Source organism: Rickettsia australis str. Phillips, assembly GCF_000273745.1.
Taxonomy (GTDB): domain Bacteria; phylum Pseudomonadota; class Alphaproteobacteria; order Rickettsiales; family Rickettsiaceae; genus Rickettsia; species Rickettsia australis.
This window is the reverse complement of sequence record NZ_AKVZ01000027.1, coordinates 59,560-78,966: the sequence shown is the minus strand read 5'-3', so window position 1 is coordinate 78,966 and position 19,407 is coordinate 59,560. Positions and strand designations below refer to the sequence as shown.

The following is a 19,407-nucleotide window of genomic DNA, read 5'->3' as shown; positions in this document are numbered from 1 at the left end:
ACATGATATAAAGTTAATATGCTACTATATTGTCCTTGTGGGTTTTTATTTTCCTCGTCATAGCTTCTTGTTTTACTTATCTCTAAATAATTATCACAAAACATCACCCAAAAAAACTTTTCCGTCAGATGCATAGCATTTGCATATTCATAATTTTGTAACTCATTTGTTGTTGCGTTAACTAATTCCACTAACTTATTAATCATCCACTGATCAAATTCATTAGTGATTTGTTCTTTAATATCGAACAAGCTTGCTTTTTTATCTTCACCTTTCAGTTTGTCAAAATGTATAGAAACAAACTTAGCGGCATTCCACAGCTTATTAACAAGTCGTTTGCCGTTTTTCATCACGTCTTCAGAATAGGCGGTATCAGCACCTAGTTTTGAATTTGCTGACCAATAACGTATTACATCGGAACCGTACTGCTCTAGCAGCTTTTCAGGAACTAAAACATTGCCCTTAGATTTTGACATTTTACTTCGATCTTCAGCTAAACACCAACCACTTACCATGATATTTTTCCACGGTAGAGTATTTTGGTGTAGATGAGCTTTTAAGATAGTATAAAATGCCCAAGTTCTGATAATTTCATGTGCTTGCGGTCTTAAATCCATCGGGAATAATTTATCATGTCTATCTTTATTAACAGCAAAATTGTCAGAGATACCATGCGTCGAAAGTTGAGGTGAAACAGAGCTTGTTGCCCAAGTATCCATAACATCTAAATCAGGCTCTACTTCCTCCTTACTATAACCTATAGGTAAATCTTTTAAGGGATCGACAGGTAGCTGCGAAATATCGGCATATAAAATCTTACCTTCTTCGCCGACTCTTTTAGAGTACCAAACAGGGAAAGGCACACCAAAATAACGCTGCCTACTTATGCACCAATCCCAACTAATGGCATTAATCCAATTCTCTAAACGAATTTTCATATTGTTAGGACGCCAGTTTAGTTCGTTTGCTCTTTTAAGTAATGCTTCTTTATGTGATATCGTTTTAACAAACCATTGCGGCACTGTTAGTATCTCAAGAGGAGCACCCGACCTATCAGCACATTTAACGGTTTGGGTAATTTTTTCTTGTTTAGTAAGCAAATCTTGTTCTTTTAAAATATCTATTATTTTTATTCGTGCTTCTTTAATTTTCAAACCGTCTATAGAAATATTGTGAGGGAAATTTATTGTACCTTTTTTAGTGATAATAGTTTTTAAAGGTAGATTATGCGTCTTCCACCAAGTAATATCCGTTTGATCACCAAATGTACAGCACATAACTAAACCTGTACCTTTATCTTGTTGTACTAAAGGAGAGGTAAGCAGCGGAACTTTCCCATTAAAAAGCGGGGTTATAGCTGATTTACCTGCTAGATGCTTATAACGCTTGTCATCAGGGTGATAAAATACGGCGACGCAAGCAGGCAATAACTCAGGTCTGGTAGTTGCTATAGTAAGAGACTCTCCTTGCTCAGTTTTAAAAATAATATAATTCATGAAAGAGGTTTTTTCCTTATCCTCAATATCGGCTTGAGCAAGAGCCGTACCATCTACCGGATCCCACAATATTGGCTGATCATTACGATAAATTTTACCTTTCTTAACTAAATCAAGAAAAGACATTTGTGATATTTTTCGTGATAATGGACTGACAGTTTGGTACTCTAAACTCCAGTCAACCGATAAAGCTATTTGGTTAAATAGGCTTCTAAACTTCTCTTCTTCACTTGCTACTACCTCTTCACAAATTTTTATAAACTCGTCTCTGCCCATATTATAAGCTTTGATCTGCTTCTGTTTTTCAACAAGTCTCTCGGTTGGTAGACCATTATCGTCAAAACCCATAGGATAAAAGATATTTTTACCGATCATACGCTGAAATCGTACAATAAAATCCGTTTGCGTATAGCTGTAAACATGACCGATATGTAACTGCCCTGAAACTGTCGGAGGCGGCGTATCAACTACATAGGTTTCTTCTTTTGAAATATTTGGATCATAAGCATAAATTTGCTGCTCTTGCCAAATTTGCTGCCATTTTTTTTCATTTTCTGTAAAATTATAATTTTTCGGAAATGCTTTCATAGATTTTATAGTTGATTCAAGCATCTTATTATAAAGGTTATATGCGATTATGACAATAGAACTATTGCTAATAATTTTTAGTAAATAATAAACCTATAATTGAAAATATAAAAATACATATATATAATGCCAATTAATTATTAAACTAAAAATGTCATGGATTTAAATATCATTAATTGAGAGTATTTAAAATTTGTAGAGCAATTAAAAATTCAAGTATCTGAAAGTCGTTATCAAGCTGCAAGGTCAGTAAATAGTGAGTTAATAAAGCTATATCATCATATAGGTAATGAAATTCTTAAACGACAGAAAAAATACGGTTGGGGTACGAAAGTAGTAGATAATTTAAGCCGTGATCTACATTATGCATTTCCTGAAATAAAAGGATTTAGCAGCAGAAACCTTAAATATATGAGACGTTTTGCTGAAGAGTATAGGGATTTAGAATTTGTGCAGCAGGTTGCTGCACAATTGCCGTGGTTTCATATAGTCCTTTTACTAGATAAAGTAAAAGATAGAAAACACCAGATCTTTTATATGAAAAAAATTGTTGAACATTGTTGGTCACGTAGTGTACTTACTATGCAAATTGAACTTGAGTTACATAAAAGACAAGGACAAGCAATAACAAACTTTCAAAGTAAACTAGCCTCTCCTCAATCTGATCTAGTACATTATACGTTCAAAGACCCATATGTTTTTGATTTTGTAAGTATAGGGAATGAAGCACAGGAAAGAGAGGTATAACAAGAATTAACTAAACATATAGAAAAATTTTTAATTGAGCTTGGAGCTGGTTTTGCTTTTGTTGGCAGACAATATCATTTAGAAATAGTAGAACAAGATTTCTATATTGATGTATTATTCTATCATTTAAAACTTCGTTGTTTTGTAGTAATTGAGCTTAAAGATAAGGATTTTAAACCAGAATATGCTGGTAAAATGAATTTTTATTTATCAGTTGTAGATGATATTTTAAAGCATCCAAACGATAACCCTTCTATTGGGCTAATTTTATGCCAATCAAAAAATAATATACTTGTAGAATATGCATTGTGTGATATGAGTAAACCTATTAGACTTGCAGAGTATAAAATAACTAAAAATCTACCTGACAAGATAAAAAGTGCACTCCCAACTATTGAAGAGCTAGAGCTTATCTGTAAAAATATTTTAATTGATCATTAAAGAACTTTTTTATCGAAAATTGATAAGATTTGTGCAAAAATAGCAATTCCTATTTCAAACAAATCTTATAATTTGCAGTAAAAAAGAATTTAATTAGTTTTACAATATCTTTACAGATAAGCTCTTAAAAGCAGCACTTGCTAAAGAATTAATAAAAAAATAGAAATGCCAAATAAACTTTTACTTACTTTAAAATTAATGCGGGTAGATAAGCCGGTAGCTTATTTGCTGGTTTTTTTCCCTGCTTTATTTGGATTGCTGCTTGCAAACCCTTCTAACACGGAATTAGCTCATTTATTACCGTTATTTATTTTAGGTAGTATAACGACAAGGAGTAGCGGGTGTATTATTAACGATATATTTGATAGAAAATTTGATAAACATGTTACAAGGACTAAAGACCGACCTTTAGCAAGTGGTGCTTTATCTGTTTCTTATGCTATTTTTATACTTTTTATTCTTAGTATTATCTCGCTTTGTATCTTGCTACTTTTAAACAAAACAGCCATATATACAGGTTTTTTTGCGGTAATAATGATTAGCCTATATCCGCTAACGAAACGTATTACCTACTTTCCGCAAATATTTATGGGATTTACCTTTAAGCTAGGGGCATTAATAGCGTATGCGGCAGTTCAGGATAAACTTGATTTAGCAGCAATTATTATATATTTAGCATGCTGTTTTTGGGCAACCGGATATGATACGATTTACGGATATATGGATATAAAAGACGATAAGAAAATAGGAGTGAAATCTTTAAGCATATATTTAGAGAACAAGCATCCTAAATTTTGGCTTGATGTATGCTATATAGGTTTTATATTATTATTTACCCTAGCAACAAAGATAGCTAACCGTAATATCGACTATTTACCTATTTTAGCTGCTTTAATTTTACTGATATTGCAAGTAGCGACTCTTGATATCAAAAATCCTGATGATTGTAGGACAAGGTTCAGAGCTAATAATTATGTCGGGGTACTTTTGAGTATGGTGTTTTATTAAATTCTTTTCCTCACAACAGTCTTATTAGGGATTAGATAATGTTTTTGATGTCATTCCTGCGAGAAGGCACACGAGTGTCAACTTAAGAGCAACCTGATCGGATGTCATTTCCGCAAAAGCTGGTATCCAGCATAAAGCGAGATAAATCGAGCTTTTAATTCCAAAAGCTTGCTGTAGTTATGCTTTTTTCTGGATTCCTGTTTTTGCGGGAATGACATAAAGTAAAAACTGTCCAGTACTATAAGCAAAGCCACGCCGCCTATGCAGGAATGACATTGACCTGTGCAATAACTCCTCTAACAGCCCATAAGGTTACCATTGATATTACAGTTATGTAAACTGCAATGGATAAAGAGATGCCGGTTACATGCCAAAGCATTAGGCAGATTGACGTGGTAAGGCGTCCGATTAGTGAAGAGCCTATACTACTGCCGATACCTACTAATATATATTTATCGGCAGTTTTAAACAAATTATTTAGCCAGCAATTCAAGGGTGCTAAGAAGCAAACACCGAGTATTATAATCCAAATACGTATGAAATTAACATACCATATAGACGAATTATTTAAGAACAGCCATAAAGGGATTATGCTTAAACTCATTATAATAAGAGTACCCCTTAATATTTTAAGGTAATGGAATTTTTTTGTTAGATGACCAATTATCGGAATCATAATCATATCAAAAATCAGAAACTCCATATTAAATTTCATCATTGTTTCAAGCGATATATCAGTGATAAGCGGAATAAAGCTATTCATAAAGACGCAAGGCACTATATAGGTCATATATGAGAAACCTACGGCAAAACTAATACGTAAGATACTTAGTTTATTGTTCCAAATTGTGTTTAAGTCGAGTAATAGCGATGATACTACGTCATTGCGAGGAGAGGACCTCATTGTCATCCCGTGGCTTGACAATGAGGGTCTTACTATAATATCCTCGCTCTTCCTTAAAAAATAACCTATAAGGGCCGTAAGTCCACCAAATATGAAACATAAACGCCAATATTCATTATACTCTACATTTAAAACTATAGTGCTGATAAATGAAGCAAGAATAATACCAAGCATTGTAGAGGTTTGATAAAGGTAAGAAGCTTTAAACGCTTTTTTTCGTTTTTATTCTCTAGAATATATAATTGAGCAATCGCACATTCACCCTCGGAATATACTCCTTGCAACGTTCTAAGCACAACTAATAATAGCGGTGCAAGCCAGCCTATGTGGGTATGAGAGGGGATTAGACCGATTAAGCTAGTTGTTAAAGCAACTCCGATTAGAGAATGAGATAAAGCAAAAACCCCGCTGTATTTTTTAGCAATTACGCCAAAACAATAAGAGCCTATGGGACGTGTAAATAAAGATGTAGCAAGAACACTATAGGTAAGTATTAAGGCGACAATTTTATCATGATTCGGAAAGAAAATACCAGCAAGTAACGGTACAAGAAACCCATAAAGTGCAGTATCAAAATGGTCCATCGCATTACCGATTAGGATAGAAAAATCCCTGTTGCTTAATGAATTGCTCATATATTAATAATTTAAAATTTATAATGTATACTCGTTGAATTTGAAAAATTGGCTTCGTTGTTTTTTGCTTTTAATCCTCACGTACTGTATATACGCTGCGGTTAAACGCTTCAAAACGCCTTGCTCTTTTCCAAATTGAGCTTCGTATAACTTCTCTTCATTTTATAGGAGTATATAAGTATGTAATCTTCCTTGTAAATATTTTTTTAAGAGATATGATTATTAAGTTATCGCTTAAAGTCATTGTAATTAATGAATAATTTGAAACAAGGAAAGTTTATTACATTTGAGGGAGGGGAGGGAATCGGTAAATCTACTCAATCTCAAATGCTCTATGAATATTTAAAATCTCAAAATACTCACGTTATTTTAACTCGTGAAGTCGGCGGTACTGCCGTCGCCGAAAAAATGCGTGAAATCCTAGTGCATGAAGAATTATTACCTATGTCTGAGCTTTTGCAAGCTATGGCAGCACGTTATGATCATATGGCACGGAAAATTATACCGGCTCTGCAAGATGGACATATCGTAATATGTGATAGGTTTATTGACTCGACTGCATGTTATCAAGGATTAGAGCTAGAAAATGGTATAGATTTAGTTTATAATCTGTACAAAACTTTAATGCCTTCTCTTATGCCAGATATTACGTTTTTTATTGACGTAGAGCCGGATACTGCTATTAAGAGAGTCAATGCACGAAATATGAGCAATAAATTTGACATAAGAGGTATAGATTTTTATAAAAAAATCTATGATTGCTTTAAAGAATTAAGTAATAGATTTCCTGAGAGAATAAAAACAATTAAAGCGTCAGATTTAAGTCCACTTGAAGTACATGAGTTAATAAAAAAGCATTTATGAATAATACTTACTACATTACGACCCCTATATATTACGTTAACGATGTTCCTCATATCGGTCATGCTTATACTAGCGTTGCAAGTGATGTAATCGCTCGTTTCATGCGACTTCGTGGTTTTGACGTAATGTTTTTAACAGGTACCGATGAACATGGGCAGAAAGTAGAAAAAGCAGCTATTAACAAAAATATTGATCCTCAAAAATTTACCGATCAGACCTCGGAGAGTTTTCGTCATCTGATGGCTGTTATGCATATTTCTAATGATGATTTTATTAGGACCACGGAAAATAGACATAAAGAAGCTGTAGCTTTTTTTTGGCAAAAATTATTAGATAACGGTACAATCTATGAAGGATTTTATGAAGGTTGGTATGCAGTGCGAGATGAGGCTTTTTTTGATGAGTCGGAACTTACGAGTGACGGTTTAGCACCGACGGGTGCTCCAGTTGAATGGGTTAAAGAACCAAGCTATTTCTTTAATCTTTCAAAATGGCAAGATAAATTGCTTGAGTTTTATGAAGCAAACCCTGATTTTATCAGACCCATATCAAGGCGCAACGAAGTAATTAGCTTTGTTAAATCAGGTCTAAAAGATTTATCCGTGTCACGTACTACTTTTAACTGGGGTATAAAAGTTCCAAATAACGAAAAACACGTGATTTATGTGTGGCTTGATGCACTTGCTAATTATATTTCGGCACTCGGTTATCCTGATGAACAAAGTAGTTACGGTAAATTTTGGCCGGCTGATTTACACGTAGTAGGTAAGGATATCTTGCGTTTTCATACTGTCTATTGGCCTGCTTTTTTGATGGCTGCAGAAATTCCGCTACCGAAAACAATTATGGCTCATGGTTGGTGGACGAATGAAGGGCAGAAAATCTCTAAATCTCTTGGTAATACCATTGATCCGATTAAGTTAATCAATGAATTCGGTATTGATCAGGTTAGGTATTTTCTGATGCGTGAAGTAACTTTTGGTGCAGATGGCAATTTTGCCCGTAGTAATTTAATTACCCGTATTAATAGCGAATTGTCAAACAAAATAGGTAATTTATTACAGCGTAGTACAGCTTTTGTTTATAAAAATAATGAAGGCAAAGTGCCGCTTCTTACGCAAAGCGTTATAGATAAAGTATATGAGCTACCGATTTTAAAGACCGCAAGTAAATTCGCCGAGCAGAATATTTTATTGATGGACAAAACAGAGATTAATAAAATTCTTGAAAATATTATTAATCTAGCTGAAGAAGCAAATATCTATATTGATAGCGAAGCACCTTGGAATTTGAAAAAAACCGATCCGGATAAAATGCTAGAAGTGTTATACACTTTACTAGAAGTTTTACGCTATATTGCTATAATGCTTCAGCCTTTTATACCGAGTTCAGCAAATAAAATGCTAGATCAGTTAGGGATAAATAAAGAAGAACGTCTATTTAAGCATTTAATACGTGATTATGCTTTAAGGGCAGGTAGCAATATTTTAGAACCTACCATAATATTTCCGAGATTTGAGGAGGATGTTGTATGAATCTTGTTATGTCATTCCCAATTCCTTCTATATCATTCCCACGAAAGCGGGAATCCATTTTTTTAATAAACTATATACTAGATTTTTATATTCGTTTTTTACTGGATTACTGCTTCCGTAGGAATGACATCGGTGTTATAGCATGTTAATAGATTCACATTGTCATCTTAATTTACTTACTGACTTGTCATCCTGCGAGCTCGTAGCGGGATCCAGTAAAAATATTAAAACAACTAATACTAGTTGTTTTTTGGATACCGTGGTCAAGCCACGGTATGACACGGTGCTTTTAGATTTTGTCATTCAAAGAGCGTTAGAAAATAATGTGCAGTATATGCAAACTATCTGTACTAAGCTTGAAGATGTCCCAATTGTGTTAGCAATGGCCGAAAAATATGAAAATATTTTTGCAAGCATTGGTGTGCATCCGTGTGAGGTTAATGAAAGCAGTATGCTAATTACGGATTCAGAAATAATAGAGCTTACTAACCATCCGAAAATGATTGGAATCGGTGAAACGGGGCTTGATTATTATCATCAGCCTTACGATAAAAAACTCCAAAAAGATTCGTTTGTAGCACATATACATGCGGCGTCTAGTACACGCCTGCCCGTTATTGTTCATACAAGAGCAGCAGATGAAGACACTATTGACATTTTAACCTCAGAAATGCGTAACAGCAAATTTCCAGGTTTAATACATTGCTTTACCTCTTCAAAAAAATTAGCAGAAAAAATGCTAGATATCGGTTTATATATTTCAATGTCAGGGATTATAACTTTCAAGAATGCAACTGATTTGCAGGAAATAGTTAAATATATACCGCTTGATAGGTTATTAATCGAAACTGACTCACCTTACCTAGCCCCTACCCCTATGCGTGGCAAACAAAACGAACCGGCTTTTGTTAGATATGTCGCCGAGAAAGTCGCTGAAATCAAAAATATCACCTCAAAAGAAGTAGCAAATGTTACTACTCACAACTTCAAAAGATTATTTTCCAAATTTGAACAGCATACTCGTTTAATTTGCAAAATTGGCGACAAAGTCTCTTGTTGATAATCCTAGTGTACGCGCTGTGGTCATCAGTTTCAAGACGCCTTGCTCTTTTCAAAATTAAACTTGGTTTACCTACTTTTCATTTACTCATAGTATAAATAAATTATACTTTATAAAATCATCAAGATTGATAATTTAAAGTTGAAATTTTTTAAAATAACTATGTATATTTATAGTATTTCAATTATTAGTATATTTAATATGGAATTTGATCGCAAGAATGCCATCATTGGTTTTTTAAAAGAACGTAAAGATCAAAAATTTACCTCTTATGGTATAGCTTAATGGCTTGTAGAAAATCACTTTGAAGAAGCAAGACTCAAAGCAAATGCAAGTACAAATAAGAGATTGTTAGAAGCAAAGACTCAAAAAGAAAAAGATAAGGAGATTATAGGAGTTGATGCAGGTGAAATTAGCGGTAGTAAGCTTTCTGCTGAGCGAAGACAAGAACCTAATATTAGAATAGAGCTAAAACCTAAACTAAAGTTTTATTATTCACAAAACCCTGATTACTATGTCAATAATGCACAAGCCACAGAACCTAAAATAAATACAAATAAAGAAGATAAAATAACCGAAGTACAAAGTTATGACTTGCATTATATCTTCAAAACAAATTGAAGATGCATAATATGCCTATTAAGCATAATTTTTCTTCCAATAAACAAGGTGCTAAAGGTAATAAGTGGCTACATCTAGATTTGGTAGGTATGGAGGTTCTTAATGAAAAATGGGGATTACTAATTAAAAATTGTGCTAAATATTATGCAGGCAAACAAGCACGGCTTTGGTCTTTTGAAGCAAAAACAAAAATCAACCGTAGTAATTTACGAGAATATTTTTTTCAGGCTTTATCAAATTCATCAGGGGCACATTACGGTTATTTAGTCGCTGCTGATTTAATTGCAAGTAAACAAAATGATACTAGGCATGAACTCGAAATGTTGTGTATTAGGCACGGTATAGGTTTTATTTTAATGGATATAGAAAATCCTGAAGATAGTAAGATATTAATTCTTGCTAGCGAAAAACTGGAAATAGATTGGAATATGGCTAATAGATTAGCAGAAGAGAACAAAGATTTTGAAAATTATATAAACAATATTGACACATTTTATAAAAAACAAAAAGTAAATGATAGTACTTGGTTTAATATTAATTGACCACTTAAATAAAATTCCTAAGCAAAACAAGAAGAAAAAATAAACATATTTATATGGGACTGTTAACAAAATAATTTTAAAGCTAATTAAAATCTTTTTTGCTGCAAATTATAAGATTTTTTTGAAATATGAATAACTATTCTGGCAAAAATCTTATTAATTTTCGCTAAAAAACCTATTTTGTTAACAGTCCCATAGATCATTATTATCACGCATCTATAAACATTTAAGACGTGAATCCTAAAATTAATGTTACTAAAGAAATTTTTGATGTTAAACTAAATGATTATATTAATTATTTTCAGATTTAGGGATAAATTATGATGAACTGTGATTTAAGTACTAATTATACATATTATATGTTAGAGGGGCTTAGAGCACAAATTGCTCCAGTGCATTTAAGTATAAAAATTCTAAAAGAAGCGTATGAACATGAGTCTCTAGAAGATAACGGTTTTGCAAGAATTATGCATGCTTATTTAACGCTTTGTGAACGCATGACTAGAAAATATGAAAAACCCGAATTTAATATCCTTGAAACAATTATTGATGATAAAACCTATAACATTAATGAAAAAGTTATATTAAAAAAGTCTTTTTGTGAACTAAGGCATTTTCAGAAAATAGGTTTTAAAAAAGAACTACCTAAATTATTAATAGTAGCACCCATGGCAGGACATCATGCTACTTTACTTAGATCAACCGTACAAGAATTATTACCGTATACTGATATTTATATTACAGATTGGACGGAAGCAAGTTTTGTGCCGCTTGAAGCAGGGCATTTTGATATGGATGATTATATTGATTACGTAATGGAGTTTATCAGTTTTATAGGATCTAATGTTCACACTATGGCAGTTTGCCAACCTACTGTTCCACTGCTTGCTGCCATTAGCTTAATGTCGGAGAGTAATAGTCCAAATGTGCCGAGTTCGATGATTTTGATTGGTGGACCTATTGATGCTAGAAAAAACCCTACAGCAGTTAATGAATTTGCTCAAAGTAAAAGTTTAGAATGGTTCTGCAAAATGGTTACAATGCAGGTGCCGCCAAACTATCCCGGTCATGGCAGAAAAGTATATCCCGGCTTCCTCCAACTTGCCGGCTTTATGAGTTTAAATTTATTCCGTCATATAGATTCACATTTAGACTTATGGCAAAGTTTATTAAATGCTGATTATAAAAAAGCCGATCATACTATTAAATTTTATGATGAGTATTTAGCATGTATGGATATGCCAGCAGAGTTTTACTTACAAACTATAGATGCAGTATTCCAACAATTTTCGTTAGCAAGAGGTAAATTAGTTTCTGAGAAGCGTCCGATTGATTTAAAACATATTACTAAATGTGCTTTACTTGGTATTGAAGGGGAATTAGATGATATTGCAGCAGTAGGGCAGACAAAAGCTGCTTTAAAACTTTGTGCAAATATACCTGAATCAATGAAAAGATACCATTTACAAAAAGGGGCAGGGCATTACGGGGTATTTGGCGGAAGTAAATTTAAACAGTTTATAGTACCTATTATCAAAGATTTTATCTATGATTTTGATAAAACTAATTTCAAGTAATCTAAACTTAAGGCAGTATAAAAATAGTTATTGTGAGGAAATTACGTAAGTAATTGACACAGCAAGGAAGAAAAAAATTCTGTAAATCAGAATTTTGTTATTTTTTTTGGAGTGCCAAGATCCTTGCAGTCGTAGCCTTGTTGCATGACTCAGTATTTTCCTCTGTCATTCTGTGATTTATTCTATAGTACCGGATAGTTTTTGAAAAGACCGTGATGTCATCCCTGCGAAAGCGGGGATCCAGGCTAAAAAATCTTAATTTTAAAGATTGTGTATTATATCGTTTTTTAAGAGAAAGCTTTAAAGTATTGGATTCCCGCTTTTGGGCGTTGTTGCATGGCTCAAAAAACGGCTTGATGTCATTCCTGCGAAAGCAGGAATCTAGTAAAACATATAAAAAACTTATTTTTTTATATGTTGATTTTATTAAATATATAATTTTGTATCGATATTAAGGTTATTTTTTCTGGATTCTCGCCTGCACGGGAATGACATAGAATAGCAATTGTCCAGTACTATGGTCTTGACCACGGGGTTTAGTTAAAAATACTAATATTATTAGTATTTTTAGTTAAATGATAGAGCATCCATGTAACAAGACCATAATTAAGGGAGAAGTGTGGTAATCTAATATTCAGCTCTTAGTAGTTTTTTGAATTTCTTGTTGTTGCTGTTGTTTGTATTCTTTTGCTTTTTTTTCTATGTAATTAAAAAAGAAATAAGTAAAAGTTAAAAAACCGGTCAAAATAATACCAAATGTTATTAGTATTACTTTAAGTTGCTTGCGTGAATCTTCTGCTTTTAATTTTTTCTCTTCTTTACTTTCGTCTTCATCATTTTTGAATTCAGACATTATTATTTGTTCTTCTGTAGTATTTTTCATGTTGTAACTCAACTAAAATGAACTTCTTTATTACTAAGTTGTTCCTATAACTTACAGATTTTTGAAGTTTATAAGATTAGCTATATTTATAGTAAGAGAAGTTGAATTATATTCAATAGATCTCTTCGGAAACTCTACTTCTAGGGGTAATTTGTACGTCGAGCCTAGACTCGCATCCTCACGTACCCTTGAGTACGCTGCAGTGGCAAGCAACTTCCGTGTCGCCTTCAAATTCCTCCATAAACCCTCATTTCCGAAGATGTTCAATTTATCCATTATCTTTTAATTTTTTAAAAACATACCTCATACTGTAAATGGGTTAGCTATTTGCCGGTATTCGCTATATTCTTAAAAAAATAAAATATTTCCTATAAGTTGGACATAATTCAACATCTTTTACTATAATGATGAGGTTTAAGCCTTATAAAAATAGGATATATAAGCAGTAATACTATGTCAATAGTCTTGAATATTAGTAGTAAATTATGTAATAATATGTGTTCAACCCTGGTTATACATATTCTTATATCTCCTAAAATTGCAGTATTTAAAGTATCGGAGCAAGCAGCTGATAATATAGCATCATCAAAAGTGATATCAGATTGTCCTATATAATTTTGAATAAAATTATTAACAGTAGATTCAAAGCTTGTATATTTTGTAGGATATGAATCAACAAGCTGTCTACATTCTGTATTTCCGAGTTTACTTCCAATCAATGTTAATAACATAGAGTTATATTCATCTTGGGGGTTACAATTAATTATTTCGTAAGTTTTAGCAAGAATATAACAAGCTTCGTTATTGCCTTGCATAATTTCTAATTTTATTTCTTCAGAAGATAAAATATTATTTAGAAAGTCTTTTTCATATATTGCATAATGCGGTGATGAATTAGATTTTCTGTTAAAAAGAGCAGTAAATAAGATTTGAGCTTTCTCTAGATCATTCATTTTAATTTTGCTCTATTTTCATTACTAATTCTTTGATTTCATTATCAGCCTCATCGTCTATTGTCAAATTTTTCTCATTTTTTATAGCAGTATTAAATGCTTTTTCTGCAATACAAAATAAATCAGGTTGAAGGTTCATTGCTAAGTTGAAGAAGAAGTGAATATCGTATACAAAAATTCCTGAATTCCAAAAATATTCATCACTTTGAAAATGTTTTTTTACTTGCTCTAATATAGGTTTTTCAATGAAGTGATCAACTAGATCAACATTTTCTGCAATTGATAATCCAGTGTTTATATAGCCATAAAATTTATAGGCATGCCTATAATGCAAATACCAAATTCATTAACATAATGTAAAGCTTTATTTATAGTATTAAGGTAATTTATATTATACGCTATGTGATGGTCTGAATGATGGTCTGAAGGTAGTAACACTACGATATCAAACCATTGTGCTTTAGCCGATAATGCCATAATAATGGCACAAACGGCAGTATTTTTTTAAAAGGTTCGGTAATTAATTCTATTTCTACTGCTTGTTCTTGAGTGATTGATTCATATTTTTTGGAAGTAATAATAGTAGGTTGTCCTAGAAATTTATTTCTAGTTAATGTTTGCTGTAGTAAAGTTAGATCACTCAATATTTTTTTAAATTGTTTCGATTTATCTTTAGATGATAAAGGCCATAGTCTTTTACCGCGACCCCCTGCTATAATCACCGGTTTTATCCCCATATATTTTACAACTATTAATTAAATAATAAAGAGATTTATCAATAGTTTTAAAAATATGTCAAGCATATTCATTATATTGACAGGTTTTACAATAAAAAGTACTCCTGCCTGAATGTTTTGCTTTGGTAATATTATCGGAGCAGTGTAAACAACTTTGTCCTTCTCTGCCGTAAACCGTAAGTTGCTGAGTAAAGTAACCAGGTTTGTTATCGCTGTTTACAAAATCTTTAATAGTAGTACCGCCGGCAGTTATAGCTTTAGTTAGCACCTCTCTAATTGATTTAATTAAACTTTCTATTTCATCATCCCTTAAATTGCTACCTAATTTATCCGGATGAATTCTAGCTAAATGAAGACTTTCTGAAGCGTAAATATTGCCGACTCCGACTATAACTCTCGTATCCATAATCAAGTTTTTTATTGGTATTCTTTGAGTAATTAATTTGCTTTTTAAATATCCCAGTGTTAATAAATCAGAAAGCGGCTCTATTCCTAAATTAGTAAAAAATTCTTTTTCCAAGAAGTTAGTTTTTAAATGATAAATCATTCCAAAGCGTCTAGTATCATTGAAAATTAGCTTTTCGGAGTTTTTTAAATTAAAAATTACATGATCATGTTTTTGAGTTTTATAATTAGCAGATTGCAGAGTCAATCTACCACTCATGCCTAGGTGAACGATTAAGGAATAATCATTATTAAAATCTATAATTAAATATTTTGCACGACGCCTAACATCAAGTATATTAGTATTTAAGATTTCTGTAGCTAAAAGCGGGGATAGTTTATAACGTAAATTATCTCTTTTGAACTCTACATTTTCTATAACAAGCCCAATTAGCTTATCTTTCAGGGAGCTTTTAAGAGTTTCTACTTCAGGAAGTTCTGGCATTTTTGCTATTATTTTAATAATTTTACGTTTATAATATATCAAATAATGATAACTTACACATAATACATAATACATAATACATAATACATAATAGACACTATTATGAGCACTATTATTGATATACCGGATACACAAATTAAAATTTTAGATCAATTATCTAAAAAAAAGCAAAGATCCCGAACTTAAATTATAAGACAAGCTCTAACTAATTATATTGCTGATGATATTGAAAGCAAAAAGAGCTATGAAGCTGCTTTTGGTATATGGAAAGATAAGAAGTTAGACAGTTTAATATATCAAGCTAAATTAAGGGATGAATGGAATAAATGAAAGCAGTATTTGTAATAGATGATTTGCTTGGCAATTTAGCTGCTTATAAAGAACTTCAGTTATATAGAAATCCTCAAATTAGTATAATTACTAAATGTAAATTTTGGTTGGTATTTTAATAGATAAACAAGAAACAATAAAGGAATTTTAAATAACTTTACTATAGTTAACTTAAATGAAGAAATTGCAGATATTGCTATAATTATTAGAAAAGAAAATAGAATTAAATTACCTGGTGCTATAATATGGACGACCGCTAAGTACAGCAACAGTTTATTAGTTACTAGAAATACAAAAGATTTTCCCATTCATGCATTGGGTATAAAAATTTCATATAGTATATAAATGAACCAAACAAATTTTGGCTTTAAAAAAGTAGACTACACTAAAAAACAAGGATTAGTAAATAGCGTTTTTTCTAATGTCGCTGATAAGTATGATGTAATGAATGACTTGATGAGCTTTGGATTACATCGCTTATGGAAAGATGAATTTATTAGGCAAATCCCAAATCTTAACTCTTATATATTAGACGTCGCTAGCGGTAGCGGTGATATTGCTTTAAAACTTGCTAAAAAAGCAAGAGATAGAGGCAATAATATTGCTTTAACTTTAAGTGACATAAATGAAGAGATGCTAAAGCATGCTAAAAAGAAATCAATTGATCTAAATCTATTTCAGAACCTTAAATTTACTGTCGCAAGTGCCGAAGAATTACCTTTCCCGGATAATAGCTTCGATTATTATACTATAGCATTCGGTATTAGAAACGTACCTGATATTAATAAAGCTTTAAAAGAAGCTTATAGAGTTCTAAAACCGATGGGTAAGTTTTTATGCCTTGAGTTTTCAAAGGTAAAAGAAAGTCATTTTAAAGATTTTTATAAATTTTATTCATTTAGTATTATACCTACCATCGGTCAGGTAATCACTGGTAATAAAGAAGCATATGAATATTTGGTTGAAAGTATCGAGTTATTCCCCTCACAAGACGAGTTTAGAATAATGATTAAAGAAGCCGGTTTTGAGGAAGTTGGTTATAAAAATTTAAGCGGCGGAATAGTTGTTATTCACAGTGCATATAAGATATGATAAGTAATTTTTTTAATTTAATACGTATTTTTCGTATTATCAGTAAAAAACGAATTCTAATTGATTCAAGAAGCCCTAAATATTTTACATTTATTGGTTATATATTAGCTTTATTTTCTGCTCCGTTATCATTATTTAAAAAACCGCATGAAGATTACGGTAAACGCCTAATAGATTGTTTAAGCGATCTTGGACCTATTTATATAAAATTCGGACAAACTCTTTCGACAAGACCTGATTTAGTAGGAGCAGAGATAGCAGGTGATTTAAGGTTATTGCAGGATAAGCTACCTCCGTTTGATGGTGGGGTGGCTAGAGAAATTATAGAGAGGGAGTTTGGTGAGGATATTGTCACCCTGTGGCTTGACCACGGTATCCAGAAAAAAATTAAAAAAGACTGGATCCCACGATCAAGTCGTAGGATGACATTGTTTTTAAATAACGCCCCCATTGCCGCCGCATCGATCTCCCAAGTACATAAGGCACAACTCGTAACTGGTGAATATGTTGCGGTAAAAATTCTGCGTCCAGGTATTCATAAAAAATATAACAGAGATATTAAGCTGCTATATTTTCTTGCAAAAATTATCGCAAAATTTTCTAAAGCAAAAAGGCTAAAACCGATTAAAGTAGTTGATAAATTTCATGAAACTATGAGATTTGAGCTTGATTTAAGGCTAGAAGCGGCAGCTTCTTCTGAGCTTAGGAATAATATGCGAGATGATCTTAATGTGATAATCCCTAAAATATATTGGGGCTTAACATCAGAAAATATACTAACTACTGAGTGGTTAGAAGGAACTTCTATATATGATACTTCGCTGCTAAAAGAATTGGGATTAGAGCCTGCAAAAATAGCTCAGAATTTTGCCGTAATGTTTTTCAATCAAGCCTATAGAGACGGGTTTTTTCATGCTGATTTACATGCAGGCAATATTTTAGTGAATAAGCAAGGTAAAATAATTTTACTTGATTTCGGTATTATGGGCAGACTTAAAGAAAAAGACCGTTTAGCTGTTGCCGAAAGTCTATTTGGTTTTTTAAAACGTGATTATAAATTAGTGGCTAAAGTACATTTAAGAGCTGGCTACATCCCATCAAATACCGATTTAGATTTATTCGCTCAAAGTTGTAGAGCAGTTACTGAGCCTATAGTAGGGATACCCACAAAAAATATTTCCATAGGTAAGCTGCTTGCACATTTATTTAAAATCACTGAAGATTTCGGCATGGAAGTACAACCGGAATTATTGTTATTGCAAAAGACTTTGATAATGGTTGAAGGGATAGGTAGACAGCTAGACGGTAATGTTAATATGTGGCAACTCGCCGAACCTTGGATTAAAAAATGGGCAATAAAAAACTTAAGCACTGAAGCGAAGTTGCTACGACTGGTAAAGCATTACCTAGATAGCCTAGAGAATATTGTTTGACATATAAAAATTATTAATATTATAGCCTTATATATTAAGAAATTTTTTATTATGAAACTAAAAGATTTATTAAACATGCTATTAAAACTCCTTTGTTGGTTGATTGTAAAGACGATAAAATTGTATTTCCTGTAGATAAAGGGCAAGAATACACAAATATTCTAAAAGAAAAAATAGGCGAGGAAGAGTTTGAAGGATTAATGGTTTCAGATTGAATAGTTCAATGTCCTGAAAACTTAGAAAAATAGCTTTAGTAAATATAGCAACATATCCTGATATATCGCTTATGGAAGCGGCATTTCTTAATGATGTACAACGTGAATATTATATAATCCATATAGATATCGATAATAATATTAAATCGATTTTGCATTACTCGCAAATATATTGTATCGGTGATACAGGGTGGATGCCGGCTGAAGTTTTAAAACGCGGGTATAAGTTTTGTACTATACAGCCAGAATCTTTGCCGCAAGTCATGGAACTATGGCCTGACCATTATTACTACGACTGGATTCAGGGAAATTAAAGAGCATCACAACCCAGATATAGACCTCAGGTAATGGGGAATATTGTTTCATTGTGTGGAGAGGTTAGTATGGCTTTACCAGTAAATGAAGAATTACAGTAAAAACCATTGTAAGATAACCATGACTTTTAAAATTCACAAAAATTAAAAAGTAAAATTTTATTAACCTTTAAATAATTATAGTTAAATAATATTAAATTATATTATATCAAGGTATTTAAATGTCTAAAAAACAAGCGCAGGAATCCACTGATAATATAAGGCAACAGCTTGATAAAGAATATAAAAAACCTTTCTTGGGTTGAAGCTGGATGGGCAGCTATTGGAGCTGAAACAGGTAACAAAAAATATGATGAGTTAAATAAACAATATCTAGATCTTAATAAAGATAATTTAGGTATAATACAAAGTGTGATCCAAACAGTTGGAATATTCTTAGTGCATTACAATTTACCCGAGAGGCTTCGCAAGTTTTATCTGATCTTGCACTGGAGCTTAATAACCTCAGAAAAGCAAGAAGTGCTACCACTAATGTAGATTCTA

At 32.2% G+C, this 19,407-nt stretch carries 16 protein-coding genes and 4 pseudogenes; 13 read left to right on the top strand and 7 right to left on the bottom strand.

Going from position 1 to position 19,407, the window contains the following annotated elements; translation table 11 throughout:
* The coding region (locus tag A452_RS0105135; RefSeq protein WP_025999580.1) for a valine--tRNA ligase at positions 1–2,084 on the bottom strand (2,084 nt) is incomplete at its 3' end.
* Between the two features lie 210 nt (positions 2,085–2,294).
* On the opposite strand from A452_RS0105135, the pseudogene A452_RS12845 reads away from it, so the two are divergent.
* Positions 2,295–3,272, top strand: a pseudogene (locus A452_RS12845) (PDDEXK nuclease domain-containing protein).
* Between the two features lie 165 nt (positions 3,273–3,437).
* Positions 3,438–4,280, top strand: a complete 843-nt coding sequence (gene ubiA, locus A452_RS0105120; RefSeq protein ID WP_014412411.1) for a 4-hydroxybenzoate octaprenyltransferase — start codon at positions 3,438–3,440, stop codon at positions 4,278–4,280.
* A 259-nt stretch (positions 4,281–4,539) separates the two neighbouring features.
* Here ubiA and A452_RS08485 read toward each other — a convergent pair.
* Positions 4,540–5,819: pseudogene (locus tag A452_RS08485) on the bottom strand (MFS transporter).
* A 252-nt stretch (positions 5,820–6,071) separates the two neighbouring features.
* Between A452_RS08485 and tmk the strand changes: the two are divergent.
* The 6 genes from tmk (at position 6,072) to A452_RS0105085 (ending at position 12,018) form a co-directional block, all read left to right on the top strand.
* Entirely contained in the window at positions 6,072–6,683 is a 612-nt protein-coding gene (gene tmk / locus A452_RS0105110) for a dTMP kinase (protein WP_014412413.1), read from the top strand.
* Positions 6,680–8,218: a methionine--tRNA ligase gene (gene metG / locus A452_RS0105105; protein WP_014412414.1), complete on the top strand. Its 1,539-nt coding sequence runs from the start codon at positions 6,680–6,682 to the stop codon at positions 8,216–8,218. Before tmk ends, metG begins: the two co-directional genes overlap by 4 nt.
* A 142-nt stretch (positions 8,219–8,360) precedes the next feature.
* Positions 8,361–9,278 (top strand): TatD family hydrolase, encoded by a 918-nt coding sequence (locus A452_RS0105100; RefSeq protein WP_017208622.1) that lies wholly within the window; start codon positions 8,361–8,363, stop codon positions 9,276–9,278.
* A gap of 348 nt (positions 9,279–9,626) precedes the next feature.
* Positions 9,627–9,899: a hypothetical protein gene (locus tag A452_RS09060; protein WP_017208621.1), complete on the top strand. Its 273-nt coding sequence runs from the start codon at positions 9,627–9,629 to the stop codon at positions 9,897–9,899.
* Positions 9,900–9,910: 11 nt separating this feature from the next.
* Positions 9,911–10,441 (top strand): hypothetical protein, encoded by a 531-nt coding sequence (locus A452_RS09055; RefSeq protein ID WP_155813363.1) that lies wholly within the window; start codon positions 9,911–9,913, stop codon positions 10,439–10,441.
* 320 nt (positions 10,442–10,761) lie between these two features.
* Entirely contained in the window at positions 10,762–12,018 is a 1,257-nt protein-coding gene (locus A452_RS0105085) for a polyhydroxyalkanoate depolymerase (protein ID WP_014412417.1), read from the top strand.
* A 634-nt stretch (positions 12,019–12,652) separates the two neighbouring features.
* On the opposite strand, the gene A452_RS0105080 is transcribed toward A452_RS0105085, so the two are convergent.
* The 5 genes and pseudogenes from A452_RS0105080 to mutM all read right to left on the bottom strand — a co-directional run bounded on the left by A452_RS0105080 (position 12,653) and on the right by mutM (position 15,480).
* A complete protein-coding gene (locus A452_RS0105080) occupies positions 12,653–12,901 on the bottom strand; it encodes an RP671a family tick cell line-upregulated protein (protein WP_014412418.1) in 249 nt (82 codons plus the stop codon).
* Positions 12,902–13,287: 386 nt separating this feature from the next.
* Entirely contained in the window at positions 13,288–13,854 is a 567-nt protein-coding gene (locus A452_RS12150; protein WP_014412420.1) for a hypothetical protein, read from the bottom strand.
* A gap of 1 nt (position 13,855) precedes the next feature.
* Positions 13,856–14,188, bottom strand: a complete 333-nt coding sequence (locus tag A452_RS08470) for a sugar phosphate nucleotidyltransferase (protein WP_017208619.1) — start codon at positions 14,186–14,188, stop codon at positions 13,856–13,858.
* Positions 14,149–14,585: pseudogene (locus A452_RS08465) on the bottom strand (sugar phosphate nucleotidyltransferase); the annotation flags it as partial. The pseudogene A452_RS08465 and the gene A452_RS08470, both read right to left, overlap by 40 nt.
* Positions 14,586–14,649: 64 nt before the next feature.
* A complete protein-coding gene (mutM, locus tag A452_RS0105055; RefSeq protein ID WP_014412421.1) occupies positions 14,650–15,480 on the bottom strand; it encodes a bifunctional DNA-formamidopyrimidine glycosylase/DNA-(apurinic or apyrimidinic site) lyase in 831 nt (276 codons plus the stop codon).
* A gap of 326 nt (positions 15,481–15,806) precedes the next feature.
* Here mutM and A452_RS12585 point away from each other — a divergent pair, with 326 nt between their 5' ends.
* The 5 genes and pseudogenes from A452_RS12585 to A452_RS12145 all read left to right on the top strand — a co-directional run bounded on the left by A452_RS12585 (position 15,807) and on the right by A452_RS12145 (position 19,401).
* The gene (locus A452_RS12585; protein ID WP_014412422.1) at positions 15,807–15,929 is read left to right on the top strand and encodes a PIN domain-containing protein; all 123 of its coding nucleotides are present in this window, start codon (positions 15,807–15,809) and stop codon (positions 15,927–15,929) included.
* A 226-nt stretch (positions 15,930–16,155) separates the two neighbouring features.
* The gene (gene ubiE / locus A452_RS0105045) at positions 16,156–16,902 is read left to right on the top strand and encodes a bifunctional demethylmenaquinone methyltransferase/2-methoxy-6-polyprenyl-1,4-benzoquinol methylase UbiE (RefSeq protein ID WP_014412423.1); all 747 of its coding nucleotides are present in this window, start codon (positions 16,156–16,158) and stop codon (positions 16,900–16,902) included.
* A complete protein-coding gene (gene ubiB / locus A452_RS0105040; RefSeq protein ID WP_014412424.1) occupies positions 16,899–18,335 on the top strand; it encodes a 2-polyprenylphenol 6-hydroxylase in 1,437 nt (478 codons plus the stop codon). Before ubiE ends, ubiB begins: the two co-directional genes overlap by 4 nt.
* A 409-nt stretch (positions 18,336–18,744) precedes the next feature.
* Positions 18,745–18,966 (top strand): annotated as a pseudogene (locus A452_RS13030) (hypothetical protein).
* Between the two features lie 168 nt (positions 18,967–19,134).
* Positions 19,135–19,401, top strand: coding sequence for a hypothetical protein (locus tag A452_RS12145; protein ID WP_017208617.1), 267 nt, complete (start codon positions 19,135–19,137; stop codon positions 19,399–19,401).
* Positions 19,402–19,407 lie beyond the last annotated feature (6 nt).

Excerpts from the sequence above, each read along its gene's own strand:
- A452_RS0105080 (WP_014412418.1), bottom strand. The coding sequence starts at position 12,901 with ATGAAAAATACTACAGAAGAACAAATAATAATGTCTGAATTCAAAAAT.
- A452_RS12150 (WP_014412420.1), bottom strand. The coding sequence starts at position 13,854 with ATGAATGATCTAGAGAAAGCTCAAATCTTATTTACTGCTCTTTTTAAC.
- tmk (WP_014412413.1), top strand. The coding sequence starts at position 6,072 with ATGAATAATTTGAAACAAGGAAAGTTTATTACATTTGAGGGAGGGGAG.
- A452_RS0105100 (WP_017208622.1), top strand. The coding sequence starts at position 8,361 with ATGTTAATAGATTCACATTGTCATCTTAATTTACTTACTGACTTGTCA.
- ubiB (WP_014412424.1), top strand. The coding sequence starts at position 16,899 with ATGATAAGTAATTTTTTTAATTTAATACGTATTTTTCGTATTATCAGT.
- A452_RS09055 (WP_155813363.1), top strand. The coding sequence starts at position 9,911 with ATGCCTATTAAGCATAATTTTTCTTCCAATAAACAAGGTGCTAAAGGT.
- ubiA (WP_014412411.1), top strand. The coding sequence starts at position 3,438 with ATGCCAAATAAACTTTTACTTACTTTAAAATTAATGCGGGTAGATAAG.
- A452_RS0105085 (WP_014412417.1), top strand. The coding sequence starts at position 10,762 with ATGATGAACTGTGATTTAAGTACTAATTATACATATTATATGTTAGAG.
- ubiE (WP_014412423.1), top strand. The coding sequence starts at position 16,156 with ATGAACCAAACAAATTTTGGCTTTAAAAAAGTAGACTACACTAAAAAA.
- A452_RS12585 (WP_014412422.1), top strand. The coding sequence starts at position 15,807 with ATGAAAGCAGTATTTGTAATAGATGATTTGCTTGGCAATTTAGCTGCT.
- metG (WP_014412414.1), top strand. The coding sequence starts at position 6,680 with ATGAATAATACTTACTACATTACGACCCCTATATATTACGTTAACGAT.
- mutM (WP_014412421.1), bottom strand. The coding sequence starts at position 15,480 with ATGCCAGAACTTCCTGAAGTAGAAACTCTTAAAAGCTCCCTGAAAGAT.